At 70.4% G+C, this 21,188-nt stretch carries 20 protein-coding genes and 1 pseudogene; 15 read left to right on the forward strand and 6 right to left on the reverse strand.

Annotated features, from left to right (window positions below; translation table 11 throughout):
• Window positions 1-237: 237 nt before the first annotated feature.
• Complete coding sequence (locus tag ACW4TU_RS01880; protein ID WP_457430653.1) at window positions 238-1,023, forward strand: PaaX family transcriptional regulator; 786 nt, start codon at window positions 238-240, stop codon at window positions 1,021-1,023.
• A gap of 179 nt (window positions 1,024-1,202) precedes the next feature.
• A complete protein-coding gene (locus tag ACW4TU_RS01885) occupies window positions 1,203-1,931 on the forward strand; it encodes a hypothetical protein (protein ID WP_457423929.1) in 729 nt (242 codons plus the stop codon).
• Between the two features lie 40 nt (window positions 1,932-1,971).
• Here ACW4TU_RS01885 and ACW4TU_RS01890 read toward each other — a convergent pair whose 3' ends face one another.
• A complete protein-coding gene (locus tag ACW4TU_RS01890; protein ID WP_457423931.1) occupies window positions 1,972-3,036 on the reverse strand; it encodes a DUF6745 domain-containing protein in 1,065 nt (354 codons plus the stop codon).
• Between the two features lie 46 nt (window positions 3,037-3,082).
• Window positions 3,083-3,409, reverse strand: a complete 327-nt coding sequence (locus ACW4TU_RS01895; protein ID WP_457423933.1) for a hypothetical protein — start codon at window positions 3,407-3,409, stop codon at window positions 3,083-3,085.
• 279 nt (window positions 3,410-3,688) lie between these two features.
• Here ACW4TU_RS01895 and ACW4TU_RS01900 point away from each other — a divergent pair, with 279 nt between their 5' ends.
• From ACW4TU_RS01900 to ACW4TU_RS01930, 7 genes and pseudogenes are all read left to right on the forward strand, one after another.
• Window positions 3,689-4,657: an STM4015 family protein gene (locus ACW4TU_RS01900; protein ID WP_457423935.1), complete on the forward strand. Its 969-nt coding sequence runs from the start codon at window positions 3,689-3,691 to the stop codon at window positions 4,655-4,657.
• 53 nt (window positions 4,658-4,710) lie between these two features.
• A complete protein-coding gene (locus tag ACW4TU_RS01905) occupies window positions 4,711-5,889 on the forward strand; it encodes an STM4014 family protein (protein WP_457423937.1) in 1,179 nt (392 codons plus the stop codon).
• Between the two features lie 31 nt (window positions 5,890-5,920).
• Window positions 5,921-6,727, forward strand: a complete 807-nt coding sequence (locus ACW4TU_RS01910) for an STM4013/SEN3800 family hydrolase (protein WP_457430655.1) — start codon at window positions 5,921-5,923, stop codon at window positions 6,725-6,727.
• Window positions 6,724-8,097, forward strand: coding sequence for an STM4012 family radical SAM protein (locus ACW4TU_RS01915; RefSeq protein ID WP_457423939.1), 1,374 nt, complete (start codon window positions 6,724-6,726; stop codon window positions 8,095-8,097). The genes ACW4TU_RS01910 and ACW4TU_RS01915 overlap by 4 nt, the downstream gene beginning before the upstream one ends.
• Window positions 8,098-8,107: 10 nt before the next feature.
• On the forward strand, window positions 8,108-9,034 hold the full coding sequence (locus tag ACW4TU_RS01920; protein WP_457423941.1) for an STM4011 family radical SAM protein: 927 nt from the start codon (window positions 8,108-8,110) through the stop codon (window positions 9,032-9,034).
• Between the two features lie 25 nt (window positions 9,035-9,059).
• Window positions 9,060-9,620 carry a hypothetical protein gene (locus ACW4TU_RS01925; RefSeq protein WP_457423943.1) on the forward strand — a complete coding sequence of 187 codons (561 nt, stop codon included), beginning with the start codon at window positions 9,060-9,062 and terminating at the stop codon, window positions 9,618-9,620.
• A 61-nt stretch (window positions 9,621-9,681) separates the two neighbouring features.
• A pseudogene (locus ACW4TU_RS01930) lies at window positions 9,682-9,891 on the forward strand (SAM-dependent methyltransferase); the annotation flags it as partial.
• Between the two features lie 74 nt (window positions 9,892-9,965).
• On the opposite strand, the gene ACW4TU_RS01935 reads toward ACW4TU_RS01930, so the two are convergent.
• Window positions 9,966-11,384 carry a DEAD/DEAH box helicase gene (locus tag ACW4TU_RS01935; RefSeq protein ID WP_457423945.1) on the reverse strand — a complete coding sequence of 473 codons (1,419 nt, stop codon included), beginning with the start codon at window positions 11,382-11,384 and terminating at the stop codon, window positions 9,966-9,968.
• A 225-nt stretch (window positions 11,385-11,609) separates the two neighbouring features.
• Between ACW4TU_RS01935 and ACW4TU_RS01940 the strand changes: the two genes are divergently transcribed.
• Complete coding sequence (locus ACW4TU_RS01940) at window positions 11,610-12,476, forward strand: aldo/keto reductase (RefSeq protein ID WP_457423947.1); 867 nt, start codon at window positions 11,610-11,612, stop codon at window positions 12,474-12,476.
• An 11-nt stretch (window positions 12,477-12,487) separates the two neighbouring features.
• Window positions 12,488-13,186 carry an LmeA family phospholipid-binding protein gene (locus ACW4TU_RS01945; protein WP_457423949.1) on the forward strand — a complete coding sequence of 233 codons (699 nt, stop codon included), beginning with the start codon at window positions 12,488-12,490 and terminating at the stop codon, window positions 13,184-13,186.
• Window positions 13,187-13,223: 37 nt separating this feature from the next.
• Here the strand turns inward: ACW4TU_RS01945 and ACW4TU_RS01950 are convergent, their stop codons facing one another.
• Window positions 13,224-14,081: a helix-turn-helix transcriptional regulator gene (locus ACW4TU_RS01950; protein WP_457423951.1), complete on the reverse strand. Its 858-nt coding sequence runs from the start codon at window positions 14,079-14,081 to the stop codon at window positions 13,224-13,226.
• A gap of 396 nt (window positions 14,082-14,477) precedes the next feature.
• Here ACW4TU_RS01950 and ACW4TU_RS01955 point away from each other — a divergent pair, with 396 nt between their 5' ends.
• From ACW4TU_RS01955 to ACW4TU_RS01965, 3 genes are all read left to right on the forward strand, one after another.
• Window positions 14,478-14,981, forward strand: coding sequence for a nuclear transport factor 2 family protein (locus tag ACW4TU_RS01955; protein WP_457423953.1), 504 nt, complete (start codon window positions 14,478-14,480; stop codon window positions 14,979-14,981).
• A gap of 60 nt (window positions 14,982-15,041) precedes the next feature.
• Entirely contained in the window at window positions 15,042-15,911 is an 870-nt protein-coding gene (locus tag ACW4TU_RS01960) for a helix-turn-helix transcriptional regulator (protein WP_457423955.1), read from the forward strand.
• 450 nt (window positions 15,912-16,361) lie between these two features.
• Window positions 16,362-16,652 carry a zinc-ribbon domain-containing protein gene (locus ACW4TU_RS01965; RefSeq protein ID WP_457423957.1) on the forward strand — a complete coding sequence of 97 codons (291 nt, stop codon included), beginning with the start codon at window positions 16,362-16,364 and terminating at the stop codon, window positions 16,650-16,652.
• Window positions 16,653-16,686: 34 nt separating this feature from the next.
• Here the strand turns inward: ACW4TU_RS01965 and ACW4TU_RS01970 are convergent, their stop codons facing one another.
• Complete coding sequence (locus tag ACW4TU_RS01970) at window positions 16,687-18,750, reverse strand: DUF1996 domain-containing protein (RefSeq protein ID WP_457423959.1); 2,064 nt, start codon at window positions 18,748-18,750, stop codon at window positions 16,687-16,689.
• A gap of 250 nt (window positions 18,751-19,000) precedes the next feature.
• Here ACW4TU_RS01970 and ACW4TU_RS01975 point away from each other — a divergent pair, with 250 nt between their 5' ends.
• On the forward strand, window positions 19,001-20,365 hold the full coding sequence (locus ACW4TU_RS01975) for an FAD-dependent oxidoreductase (protein ID WP_457423961.1): 1,365 nt from the start codon (window positions 19,001-19,003) through the stop codon (window positions 20,363-20,365).
• A gap of 65 nt (window positions 20,366-20,430) precedes the next feature.
• On the opposite strand, the gene ACW4TU_RS01980 is transcribed toward ACW4TU_RS01975, so the two are convergent.
• Window positions 20,431-20,772: a YkvA family protein gene (locus ACW4TU_RS01980; RefSeq protein WP_457423963.1), complete on the reverse strand. Its 342-nt coding sequence runs from the start codon at window positions 20,770-20,772 to the stop codon at window positions 20,431-20,433.
• Window positions 20,773-21,188 lie beyond the last annotated feature (416 nt).

The following is a 21,188-nucleotide window of genomic DNA, read 5'->3' on the forward strand; positions in this document are numbered from 1 at the left end:
CCGACAACTTCGACAGACGCGGTCACCATCAACGAGGCACAGCCGAAAAGGAGTTCCGCCCGTGCAGCCCCGCATGAGAATCCGTGGCCCCGTCGGCCCGACGTCCCCGTGACCTCGCCCGTACCCCCTGACGTCGGGGATCCGCAGGGCGGCCGTACCCTTTCCGACGTGCACGACGAGAACACCCAGGCCGCGGAGGAAACCCCCGCCGGACCGCAGCCGCGCCCCCAGTCGCTCATGTTCGCCCTGTTCGGCAGCTATGTCCTGGAGGAGGGACTCGGACATGTGTACTCGGGCAGCGTCATCGATGTACTCGCCCGCGCCGGAGTCGGGGAACACGCCGTCAGGTCCACCCTCACCCGCATGGTCAACCGAGGGCTGCTGCAGCGCCAGCGCCAGGGGCGCAGGATGTACTTCGGCCTGACCGCCCAGACGGAACAGATCCTCCGGGACGGCAGACGACGCCTCTGGCAGACCGGGGCCGTCAACGAGGACTGGGACGGCACCTGGACACTGCTCGGCTTCTCACTGCCCGAGTCCTGGCAGCGCCAGCGGCACGATCTGCGCTCCCGGCTCACCTGGTCGGGCTTCGGCGCCCTGTACAGCGGACTGTGGATCGCACCCGGCGACGTGGACGCCTCCGCGCTCGTCTCCGAGCTCGGCCTCGCCGCCCACGTCAAGATCTTCCATGCCTCGGCCGACGACGCCACCGACCTCGGCCTGATGATCCGTGACACCTGGGACCTGGACAGCATCGGCGCCCGGTACGCCGACTTCGACAGGCGCTGGTCCACCTGGCCAGGCACAGGTTCCGACGACCCGATCGGCGTCCGGCTGCGCGTGATCAGCGAATGGCTGGACACCATCCGCGCGGATCCACGGCTCCCCGCCGGCCATCTGCCCCCCGACTGGCCGGCCCGCTCGGCCCAGGAGACCTTCCACCGCATCGCGCGCCAGACCGAGGCCCCCGCCCGCCGGATGGCCACCGATCTCCTGGAGACCACACCGGTACAGGTGTCCTGACGCAAGCGCCGGCACAGCCGACACACCGGTGCCGCCGGCCTGGTGCCGTGGCTACCGGGCCACGCCCGAAATCCGCGCGGGTCCCGGGCAAGGATCACGTGTCGGTAAAAACGCCCACTGACGGTACATATGAAGCAATGATGATCCGCTCGACCGGAATCGAGCTCAGGAGTCATCAAGTGCCCATCAGACAGATCAAGTTGGCGGCGTTACTGTCCACGGCGATTCTGGTGGCCGGCTGCGGGGGCGCCGACAGCGGCTCCGATGCGAAGACCTCCCCGTCCGCGTCACCGTCCGTGTCCGCGTCTGTTTCCGCGTCCGCATCGGCATCGTCGCCCGCGCCGACGTCCGAGGCTCCCGCCGACCCGCTCGACGCCGCCCGGTTGAAGTCCGCCGCGCTGTCCGGCACCGAGGTGGACGGCTTCCAGATCACCGACTTCCCCGCGAAGCCCGCCGGCGGCGGCACCGCCCGGCCTGCGGCCTGCCAGCCGCTGGAGAACATGCGCACCGCCTCCCCCGACCCGGCTCCGAAGCAGTTCCTCGGCCTCCTCGCCTACACCACCTCCGGCTCCTCGGCCGGCTCCGCCACCACCATCGGTCTGATGGCCTACGACCAGCCGACCGCCGAGGGCATCCTCGACGGCCTGCGCACCGCACTCGAGAAGTGCACCGCCTACGAGGGTGGCGTACCCGCCCGTACCACCGCCAAGGCGGGCACCGCGCCCGCCGCGGGCGACGACGCCGTCGCCTTCGACCTGCACACCCGGAACGACTCCTCGGACGCCTTCGTGATCGTGCGCAGCGGCGCCACGGTCGTGCTGTTCTCCACCGTGAGCGGCACCGGCTCCTCCGCCGAGGTACCGGGGGAACTGGTCTCCGCCCAGATCAAGAAACTGGAACAGGCCTAGGACCAGCGGGTCGCCGCCCTCTGCGGGCACGGGATTTGGGTCATGTCTGCCGCAACGGCTCGTACACGTCCGCTTCTATGCCGAACGTCCAGGCCACTCCCTCCCGGGCCGTGCGGGTCGTCGGCGGCACCCTCAGCCAGTAGGTGCGGCTCGTACCGTCAGGTTCCGGGGTGGAGTTGACCACCTCGACCATGACCACGTCCTCGTCGCCGACGAGTTGGACCCGCCACAGCACCCCTGTCTCGTCACGGTGGACGGGTTTCGCGCCGGACTCGTCCAGGTACCGGTCGTAGCCGTAGTACTCCAGCATCACCCGGCGGAGTTCGGCGTTCTCCTCGGCGCGGATCCGCTCCGGGGTCAGCGCGGTGAGCTCGTCCAGGAAGTCCCGTGGCACGGGCATGCCGCGCCAGGCGTACAGCTCGAACCCGTCCGCGTAGCCGAGCGCCGGGCCGTCGCCGCGGTCCAGGCGGCCCGCTTCGTCGCGGTACAGGGTCAGGGGGCGTTCGCTGACGATCGCCGTCTTCTCGTAGGGCCACCACCAGCCCGCCTCGCGCGCCACCGCGGCGAGGCCCGCCAGGGGGCTGTCGTCGCCGGACTCGAACGCGCACAGCCAGGCCGCGTCGTGCTGTCCCAGCGCGGCGTCCAGAAGCAGCAGGCGGACCTGCGCCTCCTGCCGACGGTCGGCGGCGAGTTCCTCGACGATTCCCGCCCGCACCCGGTCGACCAGGGTGCGGGTCGACTCCCACAGGCTCGCTCCCGTGGCCCGCCAGTGCCCGCTCCACCGCTCCGGCCCCAACCGCGCGTGCAGCAACGCCCGTTCGGCAGCCCAGGGCGCGCCCAGCACGGCGTCGCGGACACCCGCGCCGAGGGGGCCGAGTGCCGAGCCGTCCGGGTGAGTGGCCGTCATGAGCATCCGCACCGCCTCACGGGGCGAGCGCGCCCACAGGATGCGCTCGGGTACCGGCAGTCCCGCGCGCCGGTAGGCGAGCCGGACGCCGTCCTCTGCCGCCACCCGGTCCCCCGGTCCCGTCGCTGCTGCCGCCGCCCGCCAACTGCCCTGATCCTTCAACGCCGTTCCTCTCCCCAGTGCTGTGCCGGCCCGCATCCCCGTGCCGCCCGGTCCTTCGCTTCCCCCGTGTGCCCCGGCGCTGTCAGTCGGCGACGACGCGCACCGAACCCGGGACGTACTCCCGCTGCCGGATCACCCGGTACCAGCCCCTCGGGAGCGAGATCGCCGCGTGCTCCTCGTGCACGACACGCGCGCCCTCGGGTACGTGCAGCAGCATCGGCCCGAACACACCGGCCTCCCGGATCAGGCGGCCCGGGCCGGCCACCGCATGGGCGTGTCCGGTGACTTCACCGAGGGCCAGGACGAGTCTGCCGCGGCCGTCACGCGGTTCGGACGCCGCGTCGACCGCGTACTCCGGGACGGCGCCCTCGGCCAGCGCCACGATCAGAACGTCTCCTTGCCGGTACATGGGTCTCCCTCCCGATGCGGCACTCCGTGTGCCATGGAACGACCGTAGAGGCGGGCACTGACAATCGGTCCTCGCGGCCCGGCCAGGCAGCCGTGGCAGGGTGTGGCGGGTGGTCATCGGCGGCTCGGCGAAGGGCCGTTGGGCCGTCTGGGAGGCCCCTGTTCGCGGCGTTGTCAGTGCGGCTTGGTAGAACTCCTCTACCTGGATGCGATCGGCGCGCGCCAGGACCAGCACCACGACAGCCGATCCACCGGTCTCAGCATCAGGGAGCAGGCACGCATGACCATCGGTAGCCACCTCGGGGAATTCCACGGCCTGCCGGCCTTCACCTTTCCCGACGCCGGTGACGCGTCGGCGGACGTGTCCGCCCTTCCGTCGCCCGAGTCCGTCGCCTGGCGCATCGCCGTGGACTCCTACGACTCCAAGGAGCAGTGGGAGCAGGCCTTCGCCCGCTTCCTGGAGACCGTCGACACCCGGCACGTCCGCGCACTGATCGTCGGCGCGTGGAGCGACGTGTACGAGAGCGGCCCCGAAGCCGTGATCGGCGCTCTGGTGGCGGCTCGCGGCCAACTGCCCGCTCTGCGCGGCCTGTTCCTGGCCGACATCGTGATGGAGGAGAGCGAGATCTCCTGGATCAACCAGGGCGACGTCACTCCCCTCCTGGAAGCCTTTCCCGGCCTGGAGGAGTTCGGAGTCCGCGGGGGCAACGAGCTGGTCTTCACCGCCGTCCGTCACGAGCGGCTGCGCAGACTGACCGTGGAGACCGGCGGCATGCCGGTCGAGGTGGTGCGCGGCATCGCGGGCAGCGATCTGCCCGCCCTCGTCGAACTCGACCTGTGGCTCGGCACGTCCGAATACGGCGGCGATGCCGACGTGGCCGACCTGGAGCCCTTCTTCGCGGGCACCAGGCTGCCGAGCCTCACACGGCTCGCCCTGCGCAACAGCGAGATCCAGGACGCGATCTGTACGGCACTCGCGTCCGCGCCGGTGGTGGCGCGTCTGGAGGTGCTCGACGTGTCGATGGGTGTGCTCACCGACGACGGTGCGACGGCGCTGCTGACCGGCCAGCCGTTGACACATCTGAAGAAGCTCGACCTGCACCACAACTACCTCAGTGAGGCGATGCGCACCCGGTTGCTGGAGACGCTGGAGCCCGCCGGTGTCGAGGTCGACGCCGATCGCGACGACGCCGACTCCGACGAGGACGACGACGGCACGGTCTGGCGTTTCGTCTCGGTGGGCGAGTAGCACACCGGCGTCCGGACGAGGCAACCGAGGCACACAGGGGGATGGGGAGCGGCATGCGGTACACGGAGACGGGGAGCGCCCCGCCGAGGTGGGCGGTGGTCGCCAACGGGGACAACCGCCGGGTGGGTCTCTTCGCCGCGGCCACCGAGGCCGTCGGGCACGGCACGCCTCGCGTGGTGGAGTGGCGTGAGGTGCTGCGCGAGGGCGGACACGACTTCGCCGACGACGAGCTCGTCCGCCTCGACTCTCCCGGGGAGAGCGCCGAGGTGGACGCCCTGTTGCGCGGTGTGGACGATCCGACGCGGGTGGAGGGGTCCGCGCGCTGGTACGGGCGGTTCCTGGAGTGCGTGGCCTCGCTGCGGGGCGGGCGACGGCTCGACGACCCGGTGGATCTGGCCGTGATGTTCGACAAACGCCTGTGCCACGACCGGCTCGTCCGGGCGGGCGTGCCGGTGCCACCGTCCCCGACCTCCGGAGGCGTGGCACCGGTGCGGGACTGGGCGGACGTACGAAGCCTCATGGAGGAGGCGGGCCTGCGGCGCGTCTTCGTCAAGCTCGCGCACGGCTCGTCCGCCTCCGGTGTCCTGGCGATCGAGACGACCGCGTCGGGCCGCATCCGCGCGACCACGTCCGTGGAGCGGACCGAGGAGGGCCGGCTCCACAACTCCCTGCGCGTGCGCCGCTACACCGAGGAGCGGGAGATCGCCGCGATCGTCGACACGCTCGCCCCGGACGGGCTGCACATCGAGCGGTGGCTGCCCAAGGCGTCGCTCGGCGGCCGGTCGGCGGATCTGCGCGTCGTGGTCGTGGGCGGCCGGGCCACCCACGCCGTGGTCCGCACCAGCCGTTCCCCGCTGACCAATCTGCACCTGGGCGGGACCCGCGGCGACCTGGCGGCCGTACGGGCACTGGCCGGCGACCGGTGGGCCGCGGCCCTCGAAACCAGTGAGCGGGCCGCTGCCTGCTTCCCCGGCACCCTGTGCGTCGGTGTCGATCTGCTGCCGGCCGTCGGCTGGCGCCGCTTCGCCGTCGGCGAGGTCAACGCGTTCGGTGACCTGCTCCCCCGCCTCACCGGCCTCCCCGGCAGCGGGGCGGAGGGCCTGGACACGTACGCCGCTCAGGTCGCCGCGGCCGTCTCCTTCTCCCCCGGCCGCCGGCCAGGGACACCGAGGCCACCCGCATCACCCGTACGACCGCACGAGCTGCCGAGGAACACCCATGCCACCGTCTGAGCCCCTTCCCGCCCCGGCCGACGGGCCGGACATGAACCAGGTGGTGGGCCGCGACGACCTGCTGCTGCTCACCCTGGACACCCTCCGCCACGACGTGGCCGTCGAACTCGCCGCCGCCGGACGGCTGCCCAACCTGACCGCGCACCTGCCGGGCGGCACCTGGGAGAAGCGGCACGCGCCCGGGAGTTTCACCTACGCCTCCCACCAGGCGATGTTCGCGGGCTTCCTGCCCACACCGGCGGCTCCGGGTCCGCACCGGCGCCTGTTCGCGGCCCGGTTCGCGGGCAGCGAGACGACAGCGGAGGGTACGTACGTCTTCGACACCCCGGACCTCGTGTCCGGCCTGGCCGCGCACGGCTACCGCACGGTGTGCGTCGGCGGCGTCGGCTTCTTCAACAAGCAGGGCGCCCTGGGCGACGTACTGCCCGGGTTCTTCCAGGAGAGCCACTGGGAGCCGGAGTTCTCCGTGGCCTCCCCGACCTCCTTCGAGGCGCAGGTGGCGCGCGCGGAGAAGACGGTGTCCGAACTGCCGCCCGAACAGCGGCTGTTCCTCTTCCTGAACGCCTCGGCGCTGCACCAGCCGAACTGGTTCCACCTCCCCGGTGCGACCCGCGAGGCGGGCGACAGCCGGCTCACCCATGCCGCCGCGCTGGAGTACGTCGACCGTCATGTCGGGCGGTTGTTCGCGGCGATGAGTTCGCGTCGCCGCTGCTTCGCCATCGTCTGCTCCGACCACGGCACCGCCTACGGGGACGACGGTTACACCGGTCACCGCCTCGGTCACGAATCCGTCTGGACCGTGCCCTACGGCCACTTCTTCCTGGAGCCGTCCGCATGAGCAGCCCGACCGTCACCTCGGCGGACAACCCGGCGGACTCCTCCGTCCCGCCGCGGCCGTACCAGAGCTATACGTACGCGTACCCGCACAAGACCGCCTACCGGCCGCTCGCACCCGGACCCCGGCTCGCGGACCTGTGGGCCGGGGAGTCTCGCCAAGCACTGTCCCTGTACCTGCACATCCCGTTCTGCGAGGTCCGCTGCGGCTTCTGCAACCTGTTCACCCGGATCGGCGCGCCGGACGGTCTGACGGGCCGCTACCTGGACGCCCTTCAGCGTCAGGCAGCCGCCGTCCGTGCGGCCCTGGGCGACGCACAGCCCCCGCGGTTCGTCAACGCCGCGTTCGGCGGCGGCACTCCGACCTTTCTGGAGGCCGCCGAGCTGGAGCGGCTGTGCGACATCGCCGAGCGGGAGATGGGCGTGGACCTGCGGGCCGTCCCGCTGTCCGTGGAGGCGTCGCCGTCCACGGCCACGGCCGACCGGCTGGCCGTGCTGGCGGAGCGGGGCGCCACCCGTCTCAGCCTCGGCGTGCAGAGCTTCGTCGAGGAGGAGGCGCGGGCCGCCGTACGCCCGCAGCGCAGGTCCGATGTCGAGGCGGCGCTGACCCGCATCCGCGAGGCCGCCGTCCCCGTCCTCAACATCGACCTGATCTACGGCATCGACGGGCAGACGGCGGCCAGTTGGCGTTACTCCCTCGACGCGGCCCTAGCCTGGCGCCCCGAGGAGATCTACCTGTACCCCCTCTACATCCGCCCGCTCACCGGCCTCGGCCGTCACACCGACCCGCCGGCGTCCGACCAGGAGTGGGACGAGCAGCGCCTGCGCCGCTACCGGGAGGGCCGCGACCATCTGCTCTCCCAGGGCTACGAACAGGTGTCGATGCGCATGTTCCGGCGCTCGGACGCGCCGCCGCAGGGCCCGGACGACTACGCCTGCCAGACCGACGGCATGATCGGCCTGGGCTGCGGCGCCCGCTCGTACACCTCCCGGCTGCACTACTCCTTCGACTACGCCGTGTCGATGCGGGAGATACGCGGCATCATCGACGACTACACCGCCACCGAGGACTTCTCCCGCGCGCTGCACGGGCGCCCGGTCGACGAGGACGAGGCACGGCGCCGGCATCTGCTGCAGTCGCTGCTCCAGGCCGAGGGCCTGCCCGTCGCCGAATACCGGCTGCGGTTCGGTTCGGACCCGTACGACGACTTCCCCGCCGAGCTGGACACCCTCGCCGCCCGTGGCTGGCTCGACGGCGACCGGGCGGAGCGGCTGCGCCTGTCCGCCGAGGGGCTGGCCCACTCGGACGCCATCGGCCCCGACTTCTTCTCACCGGGCGTGCGCGACGCCATGGCCGCCTACGAGACGAAGTGAGAGGCGTCCGGTGGATCTGACACTGCTGTACCGAGGGCCGCTCTCCTCCTGCGACTACGACTGCCCCTACTGCCCGTTCGCGAAGCGCCGCGACACCACGGCGCAGCTGCGCACCGACCGCGCGGCACTGGAACGGTTCACGGCGTGGGCGTGCGAGCAGCGGGAGGACGGCCTCTCGGTGCTCTTCACCCCGTGGGGCGAGGGACTGGTCCGCTCCTGGTACCGGCGCGCCCTAGTGGAACTCTCGCACCAGCCGCACGTCCGCCGGGTCGCCATCCAGACCAATCTGAGCTGCCGCACCGACTGGCTCGCGGACGCGGACCGCGACACCGTCGCCCTGTGGTGCACCTACCACCCGGGCCAGACACCCTACGAACGGTTCCTTGCCAAGGCGTACGAGCTGTCCGCGCTCGGAATCCGCTTCAGCGTCGGCATCGTCGGCGTAACGGACCATCTGGAGCACGCGCGACGGCTGCGCGCCGAACTGCCGGACCATGTCTATCTGTGGGTGAACGCGGCCGAAGGGCACACCTACACGGACGAGGAGGCCGGTGAGTGGAGTGCGCTGGACCCGCTCTTCCCGTTCAGCCGCCACCCGCACCGCTCGGCGGGCCTGCCGTGCCGCACCGGTGAGTCGGTGCTCTCGGTGGACGGTGAGGGCGCGGTGCGCCGCTGCCATTTCGTCCGCGCCGAGCTGGGAAATCTGTACGACGGTTCCTACCGTGCCGCGCTGCGCCCGCGGGCCTGTCCGTCGGAGGTGTGCGACTGCCACATCGGATACGTGCACCTGGAGACGCTGCCGTTGTACGACGTGTTCGCGGGCGGCGTCCTGGAGCGGATTCCGCGAGTCGCCACGGACCGGCCGCTCCTGCCACTCGTCCCGTACGGACGAGGTGGCGTCGGCGTGGCTGCCATGACAGGGTCGCCTGATTCGTGAACGTGCTGTTGGTGAGAGGAAGTTCGTGGACACGCAGACCTGGGACGCACTGGCCGTATCGATGAAGAACGCGTACATCGCGGGCCCGGGCGAGGGGGCGGTGCCCCGCCCGGTCATCATGCCGCTGGTCCGCGGTGAACTGGTCGGCCTGATCTGGCTGCGTCCCGTCGAGACCGGCAAGGACGCGCTCACCGGCATCGCCCAGCTGTCGAACATCGCCGCGGCGGCCGGTGCCGACGAGGTCGTCCTCGCCTGGGAGACCCAGGACGTCGCTTCCTCCTGCGAGTTGCCGGTCACCGACCCCGCGCCGTGCCTGAACCTGGTGCACGCCACGAAGGACGGCCACACCCTGCACCGCTTCCCCTACACCGAGCAGGCCGCCGAGGGCCAGGCCACGCTCGAACCGCGGTGGCTCCCCGCGCCCGAACCCCAGCCTGACGGCGAACTGATCCCGCCGGTCCGGGCGGCGGTCGACTACTCCTTCATCCCGCTCGAGATCGACCACCCCTCCCCCTTCGGCGTCACCGTCGTCCTGATGGAGGAGGACGGCTACAGCGTGCGCCTGACCGAGTCGTTCGCCCTCTGACGACCGGTCAGCAGCCCGATCCAGCGATCCTCGCCCCCTGCCAAAGGACGGAACGCCGCCCATGACCGGGAGGGCCGCCCCTCCCGGACCGGCGGAACACCAGAACATCGACACGTCGGTGCCGCACTCGGCGCGCATCGGGAACCACTGGCTGGGCGGGAAGGACAACTACCCCGTCGACAGAGCGGCCGGTGACGCCTACACGGACGTCTTTCCCCGGCATCGTCACCATCGCCCGCAGCAGCCGCGCCTTCGGGCCCGCAACATCACCTACCTGGTCGCCGAGGCGGGCATCCGGCGGTTCCTGCACGTCGGGACCGGTCTGCCGAGCCTCTCGCCTCCGCGTCAGCGGCCCTTGCGGACCCGGGCCGCCGCCCGGGCGTCCGCGGTCTTGCGGGCCTCGGCGGCTTTGCGGGACTCCTTGGCGGGGCGGCCCGGGCGGGTGCCGATGCCCCGGAAGCGGGCGTTGCCGGTGGTGGTCTTCGTCTCGGTCGGCGGGCGCTTCGCGCCGGTGATGGCGGTCAGCTTCTCCTCGCCGGAGCGCACCTGTGCGACCGTCGGGCGAATCCCGGCGTCGGTCATCATCCGGTTGACGTCGCGCCGCTGGTTGGGGGTGACCAGGGTGACCACCTTCCCGGACTCGCCCGCACGCGCCGTGCGCCCGCCACGGTGCAGGTAGTCCTTGGCGTCGGCCGGCGGGTCCACGTTGACGACGAGGTCCAGGGCGTCGATGTGAATGCCCCGCGCTGCGACGTTGGTGGCCACCAGCACGGTGATCTCACCGTCCTTGAACTGGCCGAGCGTGTGCGTGCGCTGCGGCTGCGACTTCCCGCTGTGCAGGGCGCCGGCCCGCACCCCGCTGGCCCGCAGGTGACGGGTGAACTGGTCCACGCCGGTCTTGGTGTCCAGGAACATCAGTACCCGGCCGTCCCGTGCGGCGATCTCCGTCGCGGTCGCGTACTTGTCGGCGGCGTGGATGTTCAGGACGTGGTGTTCCATCGTGGCGACCGAGCCCGCCACCCGGTCGACCGTGGCGAGCACCGGGTCGTGCAGGTGGTCGTGTACCAGTTGGTCGACGTTGCGGTCGAGTGTCGCCGAGAACAGCAGCCGCTGTCCCTCGGAGGGGAGCTGGTCCATGATGTCCGACACCTGCGGCAGGAACCCCAGGTCGCACATCTGGTCCGCCTCGTCCAGCACCGTGATCCGCACGTGGTTCAGGACGCAGTCCCGGCGCGACACCAGGTCGGTCAGCCGTCCCGGGGTCGCGATGACCACCTCGGCGCCGGTCCGCAGCTCCGCCTGCTGCCGGTTGATCGACAGCCCGCCGACCACCGTCGCCAGTCGTACGTTCAGTGTCCGCGCGTACGGTGCCAGCGCGTCGCCCACCTGCTGTGCGAGTTCCCGGGTCGGCACCAGCACCAGGGCGAGCGGCCGCTTGGACTCCGCTCGCCGGCCGGCCGTACGGACGAGCAGCGCGAGCCCGAAGGCGAGCGTCTTGCCGGAGCCGGTCCGCGCGCGGCCCAGGACGTCACGGCCGGCCAGCGCGTTGGGCAGGGTCGTGGCCTGGATCGGGAAGGGCTCCGTGACCCCGAGGCCCGTCAACGTCTCCATGAGCTCCGGCGGCAGCCCGAGCGCGTCGAAGGAGGCGGCCGGCGGCAGACCCGGGGCCACCGTCTTCGGCGTGGAGAGCTCGCCCTGCGACAGAGCAGCCTGCTGGGGCTTGCCTGTACGGGAGTGTCCGGGGCCCGACGGTCTGGCGTTCATGAGGAACCTTCCTGGTCTGACGCCTGCAACGCGCCGGGGCCCGTACCCCTTGGCACGGGCCCCGGCGGTGTCGAAGCGTGACCCCATTTTATCAGCGGCGGCACCCCGATTCAGCTGCCCGGGTGCTGAATGCGTTCGTATTCCTCTATTGGACCTCAGCGCGTCGGCGAGCAAGGCTGGGCCGCGCACCCTTACCTGGCGACACCCGGAAGAGGTCACGAACACATGCTCACTCGACGCATCGGTGACGTGGAGGTCAGCGCGCTCGGTCTGGGCGGGATGCCCATGTCGATCGAGGGACGGCCGGCCGAGGCCCGTTCCCTCGCCACCATCCACGCCGCGCTCGACACGGGCCTGACCCTGATCGACACGGCGGACGCCTACCACCTCGGCGCCGACGACGTCGGTCACAACGAATCCCTCATCGCCAAGGCGCTGGCCTCCCACGAGCGCGGCCCGGACGTCCTGGTCGCCACCAAGGGCGGACATCTGCGTCCCGGTGCCGGCAGGTGGACCCTGGACGGCTCCCCCGCGCACATCAAGAAGGCGTGCGAAGCCTCACTGCGCCGCCTGGGCGTGGAGGCCATCGGGCTGTACCAGTTCCACCGTCCCGACCCCGAGGTGCCGTACGAGGAGTCGATCGGCGCGGTCCGGGACCTGCTGGACGAGGGCAAGATCCGTATGGCCGGAATCTCCAACGCCGACCCGGACCAGATCCGGCAGGCGAACGAGATCCTCGGCGGACGTCTCGTCGCCGTGCAGAACCAGTTCTCTCCGGCCTTCCGCTCCAGCGAGCCGGAACTGCGGCTCTGCGACGAGCTGGGCATCGCCTTCCTGCCCTGGAGTCCCCTCGGCGGTATCTCCCGGGCCGGCGGCCTCGGTTCGACTTACGCCCCCTTCGCCCGCGTCGCCGAGGCTCACGGCGTCAGCCCGCAGCGCGTGTGCCTGGCCTGGATGCTCGCCAAGTCACGGGTGGTCGTGCCGATCCCCGGCGCCAGCCGCCCGGAGACGATCCGCGACTCCGCCGCCGCCGTGGACCTGGTGCTCTCCGCCGAGGAGTCGGCCGAGCTGGACGCCGTCCGACACTCGTGAGACGTCGATGGGTGAAGGTTCTGCTGATCACGGTCGTGGTGCTCGCCGCGCTGTTCACAGTCGCCGACCGAGCCGCCGTGCACTACGCCGACAAGGAGGCCACACAGCTCGCGGAGGAGAAGTACGGCTACGCCAACACCACCGACGGCCACGTGGGCGTGACGATCGAGGGCTTTCCCTTCCTGACCCAGGCGGCCGGTGAGCACTTCGGCCATGTGCAGCTGACCGCGACCCGGTTCACCATCGACACCACGGCCAACCTCCAGGGCGGCTATCTGCACGTCGACCGTCTCCACCTGGACCTGCGTGATGTGCGGGTGACATCGCTGACGGCGCGCAGTGCCGAAGCGAACCTCGTCACCGGCACCCTGACCCTCTCGTACGAGGAACTGTCCGGCGTGTTGTCCCGGCTCACGCGCGACGGCGGCCCCTTGCGGGTCTCCCGGGCACCCCGATCGAACGGCCAGGCGGCACGCGTCAAGGTCTCGGGGACGGTCGGCGGGACGGCCCTGGACGCCACGGGGACACTTCTGGCGCAGGGCACGGAACTTTCCCTGACGGTGCCCGGTGTCGAAAGCGCCGGAAACGTCTGGCGGGTCGGCCTCCCGGAGGGCGTCGGCTTCGAGGCGGCGCGCGCCACCGAGGACGGCGTCGAGATCAGCCTCGTCGGTCATCAGGTGACGCTCGGCTCGTCGCGCTTCGGAGGTTGAGACGAACGGCGCGGAAGGGGACCGACGGCGCCCGGCGCTACGGAAGCAGGCCGGACCTCCTGGCCGCGGTGACGGCTTCGAGCCGGGTGCCGGTGCCGAGCTTGCGCATCACCGAGCGCAGGTAGCCCTTCACGGTCTCCAGGCCGATGTCGAGCCGGTCGGAGATCTCCAGGTTGGTGCAGCCCGCGGCGACCGCGACGAGGACGTCCAGTTCGCGCGGCGACAGACGCGGGGCCGGCCCAGGGGATGTCCGCTCGGAGCAGCAGCCCGACTCCAGCAGGGAACACACCTCGTGGAAGCGTTCCTTGAGGTGGCCCTCGCCGATCGTCGCCGTCAGCTCGAGCAGCGCGGTGTGGACTTCGTGCACCTGTTCCAAGGCCGCCGCGTCGTGAGGCGCGGCAGGACTCCGCACGGCCCGCTCCTCCGAGAGGAGCCGGTGCGTGTGCTCGTGGGTCGCGAGGAACTGCTCCAGGTCGCGGGCGGCATCCGTCACCGCGGTCAGTACGCGGTCACCCAGCCGTACGGCTTCACGCGATCCCACGAAGAGCGCGGCTCGTACCGTGGTTCCCACGATCACGGGCGCCGCCGCCATCGCCCGCACCTCCTCCGCCGCGACGAAGGAGTTGTACTCATGGCTGATCTGCTGGGCCGACGGACAGTCGCTCACCGTCGCGAGCCGACGCGTGGTCAGCACCTGTCCGATCAGTCCGGCGCCCGCCGGCACGGAGAACCCCCGGCGGCACGGCGACTTCACGCCGCTGGTCTCACCGATCCACAGCAACTGCGGGCCGACGACCCAGGCCGCACCCGCGACAGGCATCCCGCTGTCCCTGCGCAGCGTCAGCACCGCGGCGCGGGCAGCTGCGGCCTCCGCACTGTCTTCCGCCGGCAACACGACCGGGTCGACTCCTCACCTCACGGCAGCTCCATGCCCCTCCTGGTGCGCCGAGAGGCTGCTCACCCGACGCCAGGAGAACAGTTCTGCAAGCACCCTTCGACGTCAAGAGCCTGGTGTCAAAACGCAATTGACCGCTCGTCAGCTTCATCTGCAGTGGCGGGCCCGCACTCGGGACCCCCTCATCCGGGGGTAGCTGGGTGACACGGTTTGCCTCATGGTGGTGCCAGTAGAAAGCCGCTTCCCGGTCCACAGAACGGGATGTACAGCCGTATGACCCGTCACCAGGGCCGCGCGCCACCCCCTGCGCACCCGGCGGCTCCGAGCCCGTTCGCAGACCATCGGCAGCTGACCTCGGCACGCGGAAACACCCCCCACATTCGTCTGGCGGTACATGTGACACCTACCGATCCGAGCAACTCACCGGAAACGAACGCCGGCTGGCAGGACGGTGCGCGGGACAGGCAGGATCTGCGCCGGCTCGTCGACACCTACGCGTCCGCCCTGGACCGGCAGAACCCGAGGCTGTTCGCCTCGCTGTTCGACAAGGACGGCGAACTGGTCCTGAACCCCCCGGCAGGCACCAGCTGTCCGCCCCTCGTCCTCGACGGGCGGGACGGCTGGGCGAGCGTGCTGTCCGTGCTGGCGCCGTGCGTCGTCACCACGCACTTCGTCGGCAACCACACGGTCCAACTGGCCGGGGACAGCGCCTCGGGAGAGACCGACTGCCTCGCGCACGAGATGTACGCCGCCGATGCCGACGCCGCCAGACTGCGCGTGCGCTCCATCCGTTACCGCGACTCCTACCGGCGTACGACAGGAGCCTGGCGCTTCACCCGCCGGGAACTGACCGTCGACTGGACCGAGGACCGCGTCCTCACGCCCCCCACCGGCCGCTGACCCCGCACAGCAACGCACGTCGGGAGCAGACTGGGTTCCCGCGCAGACCGAGGAAAACGCATGACAGCGAAACCACCCCCCGTTTCGGACGACGACCGCCAGCTCAGGCGGGCCATCGACTCGTTACGTCACACCACCGGAGTGGATCTCACCTTCGGCGGCGTCGTGACCAGAGGGCGGCACGCCCAGCTCACCGAGTTCGCCGGGAACTCGACCAGAGCCCTCATGGGGTTGACCCTCGGGTTCGGCATGGGGCTGGGCGGCAAGGCGGTGGCTCTGCACCGCCCCATCGCGGTCAACGACTACGCGAACTCCAAGCGGATCAGCCATCACTACGACCTGATGGTCGCCGCCGAGGGCATTCGTGCCGTCGTGGCAGCTCCCGTCGTGGTGAACCGGACGGTGCGGGCGGTGATGTACGGCGCGGTCCGCCAGTCCGTCGGGCTGGGCGACCGGACGGTCGACGCCGTCATGGACACCGCCCGCGCCCTGGAACAGAACCTGGCCGTGCGCGACGAGGTGGCGCGCCGCCTCGGCCGTCTCGACGGGTCCGGGGTGGCCGCCGACCGCGCACCCGCACCGACGTCCCCTCGATGGGAGACGATCCGCGAGGCGTACGCCGAGCTACGGGTTCTCGCCCAGCACCTCACGGACAACGACCTGCGCGACCGGGTCGCCGCGCTGAGCGACAAGCTGGCCGACGCCGGAACCCCCGCCTCACGGCGCTCCGCCGACCCGGTTCTCTCTTCGCGAGAACTCGACGTCCTGTCGTGCGTCGCCCTGGGGCGGACCAACACCGACGTGGCGGATGAACTCGGCCTTCGGGCCGAAACGGTGAAGAGCTATCTGCGCAGTGCGATGCGCAGGCTGGGATGCCATTCGCGCCTGGAGGCGGTCATGACCGCCCGCCGCCTGGGTCTGCTGCCCTGAGAGCATAAATGGCCCAGGAGAAAAAGGGTCAGGAGAACAAAGAGGCCAGGGGACAAGACACGGTCTCTGGGTTTCGGCACATTCTGGAGCCACCCAGCAACCTGGGGGGCCGCCCGGTGGCGGCTGGGCGGCTTCAGAATGCGCCGGACCTCATAGCACGCGGCCGGCACGGTTCAAGAGTCGAGGGCTTCCTTGCGGGGCCGCCCCAGGACGGACGGCCTGCGGGTCCTCCTCACCGCATCTGGATCCGGAAGATACCGTCGACCTGCCAGGCGGCGATGAGCGCCTGACCGGGTAACCGGTCGGCGTCACTGCCTTCAACGGTCGGAGACAGAGGGAAGGTCCGCGGTTCGGGCATGCCCCCACAATGAACCGGACGCACATAATCCACTACCCCCTTCTGAGGGGGGCCGGGCCGACAACAGACGCACCGACGACAGGACCTACAACATGATCATTTTTGGCACCAAGGGATACCTCTACCAGCTCGCGATACTCACCCTGGTGTGCGGCCAGTGCGGGAATCCCTCCGCGCACGCGCTCCGGAAGCGCGTCACCAAGTTCACCCTGTTCTTCGTGCCCCTGTTCCCCTTCTCGACGAAGTACACGACCCAGTGCACCTTCTGCGGGGCGGAGCAGAAGGTGACCAGGGAACAGGCGGAGCAGATGCAGGGCGTCGGCGGCGCTGCCGGTACCGGCGGCCGGACCGACACGCCGCCGCAGCAGTCCTACCGGCCCTGAGCAGAGGGACCCTGAGCAGGGGCTCCCGGGGTCGTCATCGTGATACCTGCCGGATGCGGCGCAGCATCAGGAAGCCGGCTATCAGGAGAAGCGCTCCGAGCGCGGCCGGCCACAGCTGGGTTCCCGTGTCGGCGAGATCGCCGGTGACGGCCTGCGGTTCGGTCTGCGGGACGGAGACGCCACCGTTGCCGTTGCCTTCGTCTGCGGTCGCCACGCCGCCTGCCTGGCCGTCAGCGTCGTCCGTCGGCGACGCGGCCGACTCGGCCCGCTGGGTGGCCGACGGTGACGTGTACGCCCTGGGCTCCGCTTCGACGGGCTCCTTGGTGGGAGTGGCGCTCGCCGGGTCCGGTGCCTGCGCACTCGGCTGGGACGAGGGGTGAGCCGACGAGGGAGCCGAGGGGGAATCCGTGGGCTCCGGGGTCTCGTCGTCGCCCGGGGTGACCGTGGGGTCGGCGGTCGGCTCGTCGGTCCCACCGGACGGCGGGTCGGGAGTCGGCGCCGGGCTGTTTCCCGGGTCCTCGCCGTTCGAGGCGCCGGCGCCGCACTGACGGCCGGTGTTGATGCAGTCGACCATCTCCCGCATCAGGTCCTCGTCGAAGACGTTGATGAAGTCGCCGTGGTCCGTGACCGGCTTGTGCAGCTGCTCGGGGAAGGAGTCGACCGCGAACAGTGGCACCGTACGGCCGCCGTCCTGAAGGCTCGGCGCGTCCACGTCGTAGACGATGCGCTGCACCAGCTGCGGAATCGCCTGGAAGCCGTCTCCGCAGTTTCCGGCGGCGTCGGCGAACGCCACGTGGGTGCGGTGGTTGGCGCTGTCGATGTTCCTGCCGTCCCAGCAGCTCTGGAACCTGAACGTGCGCACCACGTCGCTGCCCTGGGGGCACAGCGGGTACTTGTCCTTGAGCTGGCGGTCCTCGAACCCGGTGCAGCTCCAGGAGGCGTTGACGTTGGCGGGGCCGTTGACGAACGCCTTGGCGTCACCGGTGATGATGCGCAGCAGCTTGGGCATGGCCACGACCTGGCCGCGCGGGTTGCCCACGAACGTCATCGTGACCTGCGCGGGCGTGACGATCTCACCGGCGTTGCCTTCGATGCCGCCGCCGGGAGACTGGGCGTCCTGTTCCTGCGCACCGTTCTGCAGGCGCAGCACGGGCCAGAAGTAGGAGGACCTGTCGCCCTGGTCCACGCAACTGGTCTGCGCCGCGGCCAGGTCGTCGTTGCTCGCGAACGCGTCGTTGGACTGGTTGCCGACGTAGTCGTGGAAGTGGTGCGCGCCGTTGGAGACGCCGGGGGCCACGATGACGTTGTCCGAGTTGAACAGTCCGTTCGCGTTCACACCGCAGCTGGTGGCGAAGGTGCCACGGGAGGCGTTGTTCTCCGGGGACGGGAACTGCACGTTGGGCTGGACGGCGGTGATGTCCGCGAAGTCGTCGGCCACCGGCCCGTTCCCCGCCTGGCCACCGTTGCCGCTCTGCTGGCCTTCCTGGCCGCTCTGGTCGTCGCCCTGACCGTCACCCTGGTCGTCGCCCTGATCCTGGCCGTCCTGGTTGCCCTGACCGTCCTGGCTGTCGCCGTTCTGGTCGCCGTTCTGGTCCTGCCACTCCCCGGCCTGATTGCCGGAGGCACGGAACTCGCAGGCCGCCAGGTCCTCGATGCCCTGTGGGCGGTCTCCCACCCGGTCGATGGCGATGGCGATGCGTTCGATGGTCGCGGCGCGCTTCTCCTTCAGCGGGTTCATGATCGCCGAGTCGGCGAAGCCGCTGTCCTGCTGCATCGCCTGCGTCGACTCCTGCAGCCGCTGATAGGCCTCGGCGATCTGCTGGTCCAGGGCGGCGAGTTCGTTGTCGACCTCCGACCGGGCCTCGTCCGGTACGAACGCCAACTGGTCGCCGACATCGGGGCAGTCGATCGTGGCGGCTCCCGAGGACAGCGTCCGGTCGGTCCCGCTCCGCTGAGCCGAGTCGCCGCCCTGACCTCCTTCGGTGGCCGAGGCGTACACGTTCCCCACGACCAGTCCACCTCCGCCCAGCATGAGGGCGACCGCCGCGAAGGTGGCGCGGCGCGGGCCTGTCGGGCGTCTGCGCGTGTTACGTCCCACGGAAGTACTCCGCTTCCTGGCCGATTCGACATGGAAAGGTCCCCAGCTCCATACGCAGGCGGACTCACGGGCGTTCAAGCGCCACGCGGATTCATAGAAATCTCTCAGGAAACACGGTGTCCACGGGGGTCCCTCAGACCCATAAGTCCAGTTTATGGGCTCATAACCCTGACCCCCGTACTAGCTTAGGCTTGCCTTAGTTTAGGCTTCCTTCGAAGATCTCTTGTCATCACTCGAAGGGAACCTGATCATGCCTCGCCCTCTGCGGGTGGCCATTGTCGGAGCCGGCCCCGCCGGGATCTACGCCGCCGACGCGTTGCTGAAGTCCGCAGTGGCCGCGGAGCCCGGCGTGTCCATCGACCTCTTCGAGCGGATGCCGGCCCCGTTCGGTCTGATCCGGTACGGCGTCGCCCCCGACCACCCCCGCATCAAGGGCATCATCACGGCCCTGCACCAGGTGCTCGACAAGCCGCAGGTCCGCCTCTTCGGCAATGTCGACTACCCGGGCGACATCAACCTGGACGATCTGCGCGCCTTCTACGACGCGGTGATCTTCTCCACGGGGGCCACGGCCGACCGGGCCCTCGACATACCCGGCGTCGAGCTGGACGGCTCGTACGGGGCCGCGGACTTCGTCTCCTGGTACGACGGACACCCGGATGTGCCGCGTACATGGCCCCTCGACGCGGAGAAGGTCGCGGTCCTCGGGGTCGGCAACGTCGCGCTCGACGTGGCGCGGATTCTCGCCAAGACGGCGGACGAGCTGCTGCCGACCGAGATCCCGCCGAACGTCCATGCGGGCCTCAAGGCCAACAAGGCGCTCGAGGTGCACGTCTTCGGCCGCCGCGGCCCGGCGCAGGCGAAGTTCAGCCCGATGGAGCTGCGCGAGCTGGACCACTCCCCCAACATCGAGGTCATCGTCGATCCCGAGGACATCGACTACGACGACGGCTCCATCGCGACGCGGCGTGGCAACAAGCAGGCCGACATGGTCGCGAAGACACTGGAGAACTGGGCCATCCGCGACATCGGCGACCGGCCGCACAAACTGTTCCTGCACTTCTTCGAGTCGCCCACCGAGATCCTCGGCGAGGACGGCCAAGTCGTCGGTCTGCGTACGGAACGGACCGCTCTCGACGGCACCGGCAACGTCAAGGGCACCGGCGCCTTCAAGGACTGGGACGTGAGCGCGGTCTACCGAGCCGTGGGTTATCTGTCCGACAAGCTGCCCAAGCTGCCCTGGGACGTCGAGTCGGGCACCGTCCCCGACCGGGGCGGCCGGGTGATCGAGGAGACCGGCGAGCACCTCACGTCGACGTACGTCACCGGCTGGATCCGGCGCGGCCCCGTCGGACTGATCGGGCACACGAAGGGCGACGCCAACGAGACCGTCGCCCATCTGCTGGACGACTACGCGAGCGGTCGTCTGCCCGAGCCGGCTTCGCCCGCCCCGCAGGCGGTGGACGCGTTTCTCGGCGAGCGGGACGTCCGCTTCACCACATGGGAGGGCTGGCACCGGCTGGACGCCGCGGAGAAGGCTCTGGGTGAGCCCCAGGGGCGCGAGCGCGTGAAGCTTGTCGAGCGCGAGGACATGCTCCGGGCGAACGGGGCGTAAGCAGGGCCGCAACAGCGACAGGGCTCGGCTCGCGGGGTGCCGCGAGCCGAGCCCTCGTCAGTTCCTCAGCCGGATTTGCCGAGGCGGCCGACCGGGTCCGGGCCGTCGGTCAGAGCGGATTCGGACTGCCCTCCGATGCCGAACTCCCGCGCCTGGTTGCGCATGCTGCGCAGCGCCAGCAGGAGCACGCCGATGTCGTCCAGGTAGACGGGATCGGGCACGAGGTCGGTCGGGAGCACCAGGTAGGCGACCGCGCCCCAGAAGACCCAGCGCGAGCCCGTCGGCAGCCCCGCGCGGCGCAGGTCCCGGCGGGTGCGGACCAGCCGGACCAGCACAGTGCCCGCCACGGCCAGCGCGGCCGCTGCCAGGACCGCGACGATCACGATCACTGTCGTGGTGAAATCCATCGCCCCTCCGCTGTTCCGTGTGTGTCCGCTCCGGCCTTCCTACCCTTCGACTTCCCCCTCACCACGTCTCCACACCGTGACCGCCGCATCTCTCTGGCAGCACATTTGAGACAGTCCGAGGTGAGGACAGTGCGGACTGTACCCAGCCGCGGCGGATTTCCGCAGGTTGAGCCGGACGACAAAACGCCCGCGAAGAGCGCGAACGAGCCAGTACTCGATACTGATTCACAGCCCGTTGATTGTTCCGGACCACCGCTGCCATAATCCGCTTCCTGACCCGTCGTCACCCATTCACTCGGCGATACGTCCGGATTCGCGATTCCCCCACCAAGTCCGCACAAGAACGTGACTCCGGCCTTTTCCGTCCCCCGAGTGAGCTGGATGACCGACGTTCGGAAGAGTTGGATGCGCGACAT

The organism is Streptomyces kryoterrae, from assembly GCF_054072135.1.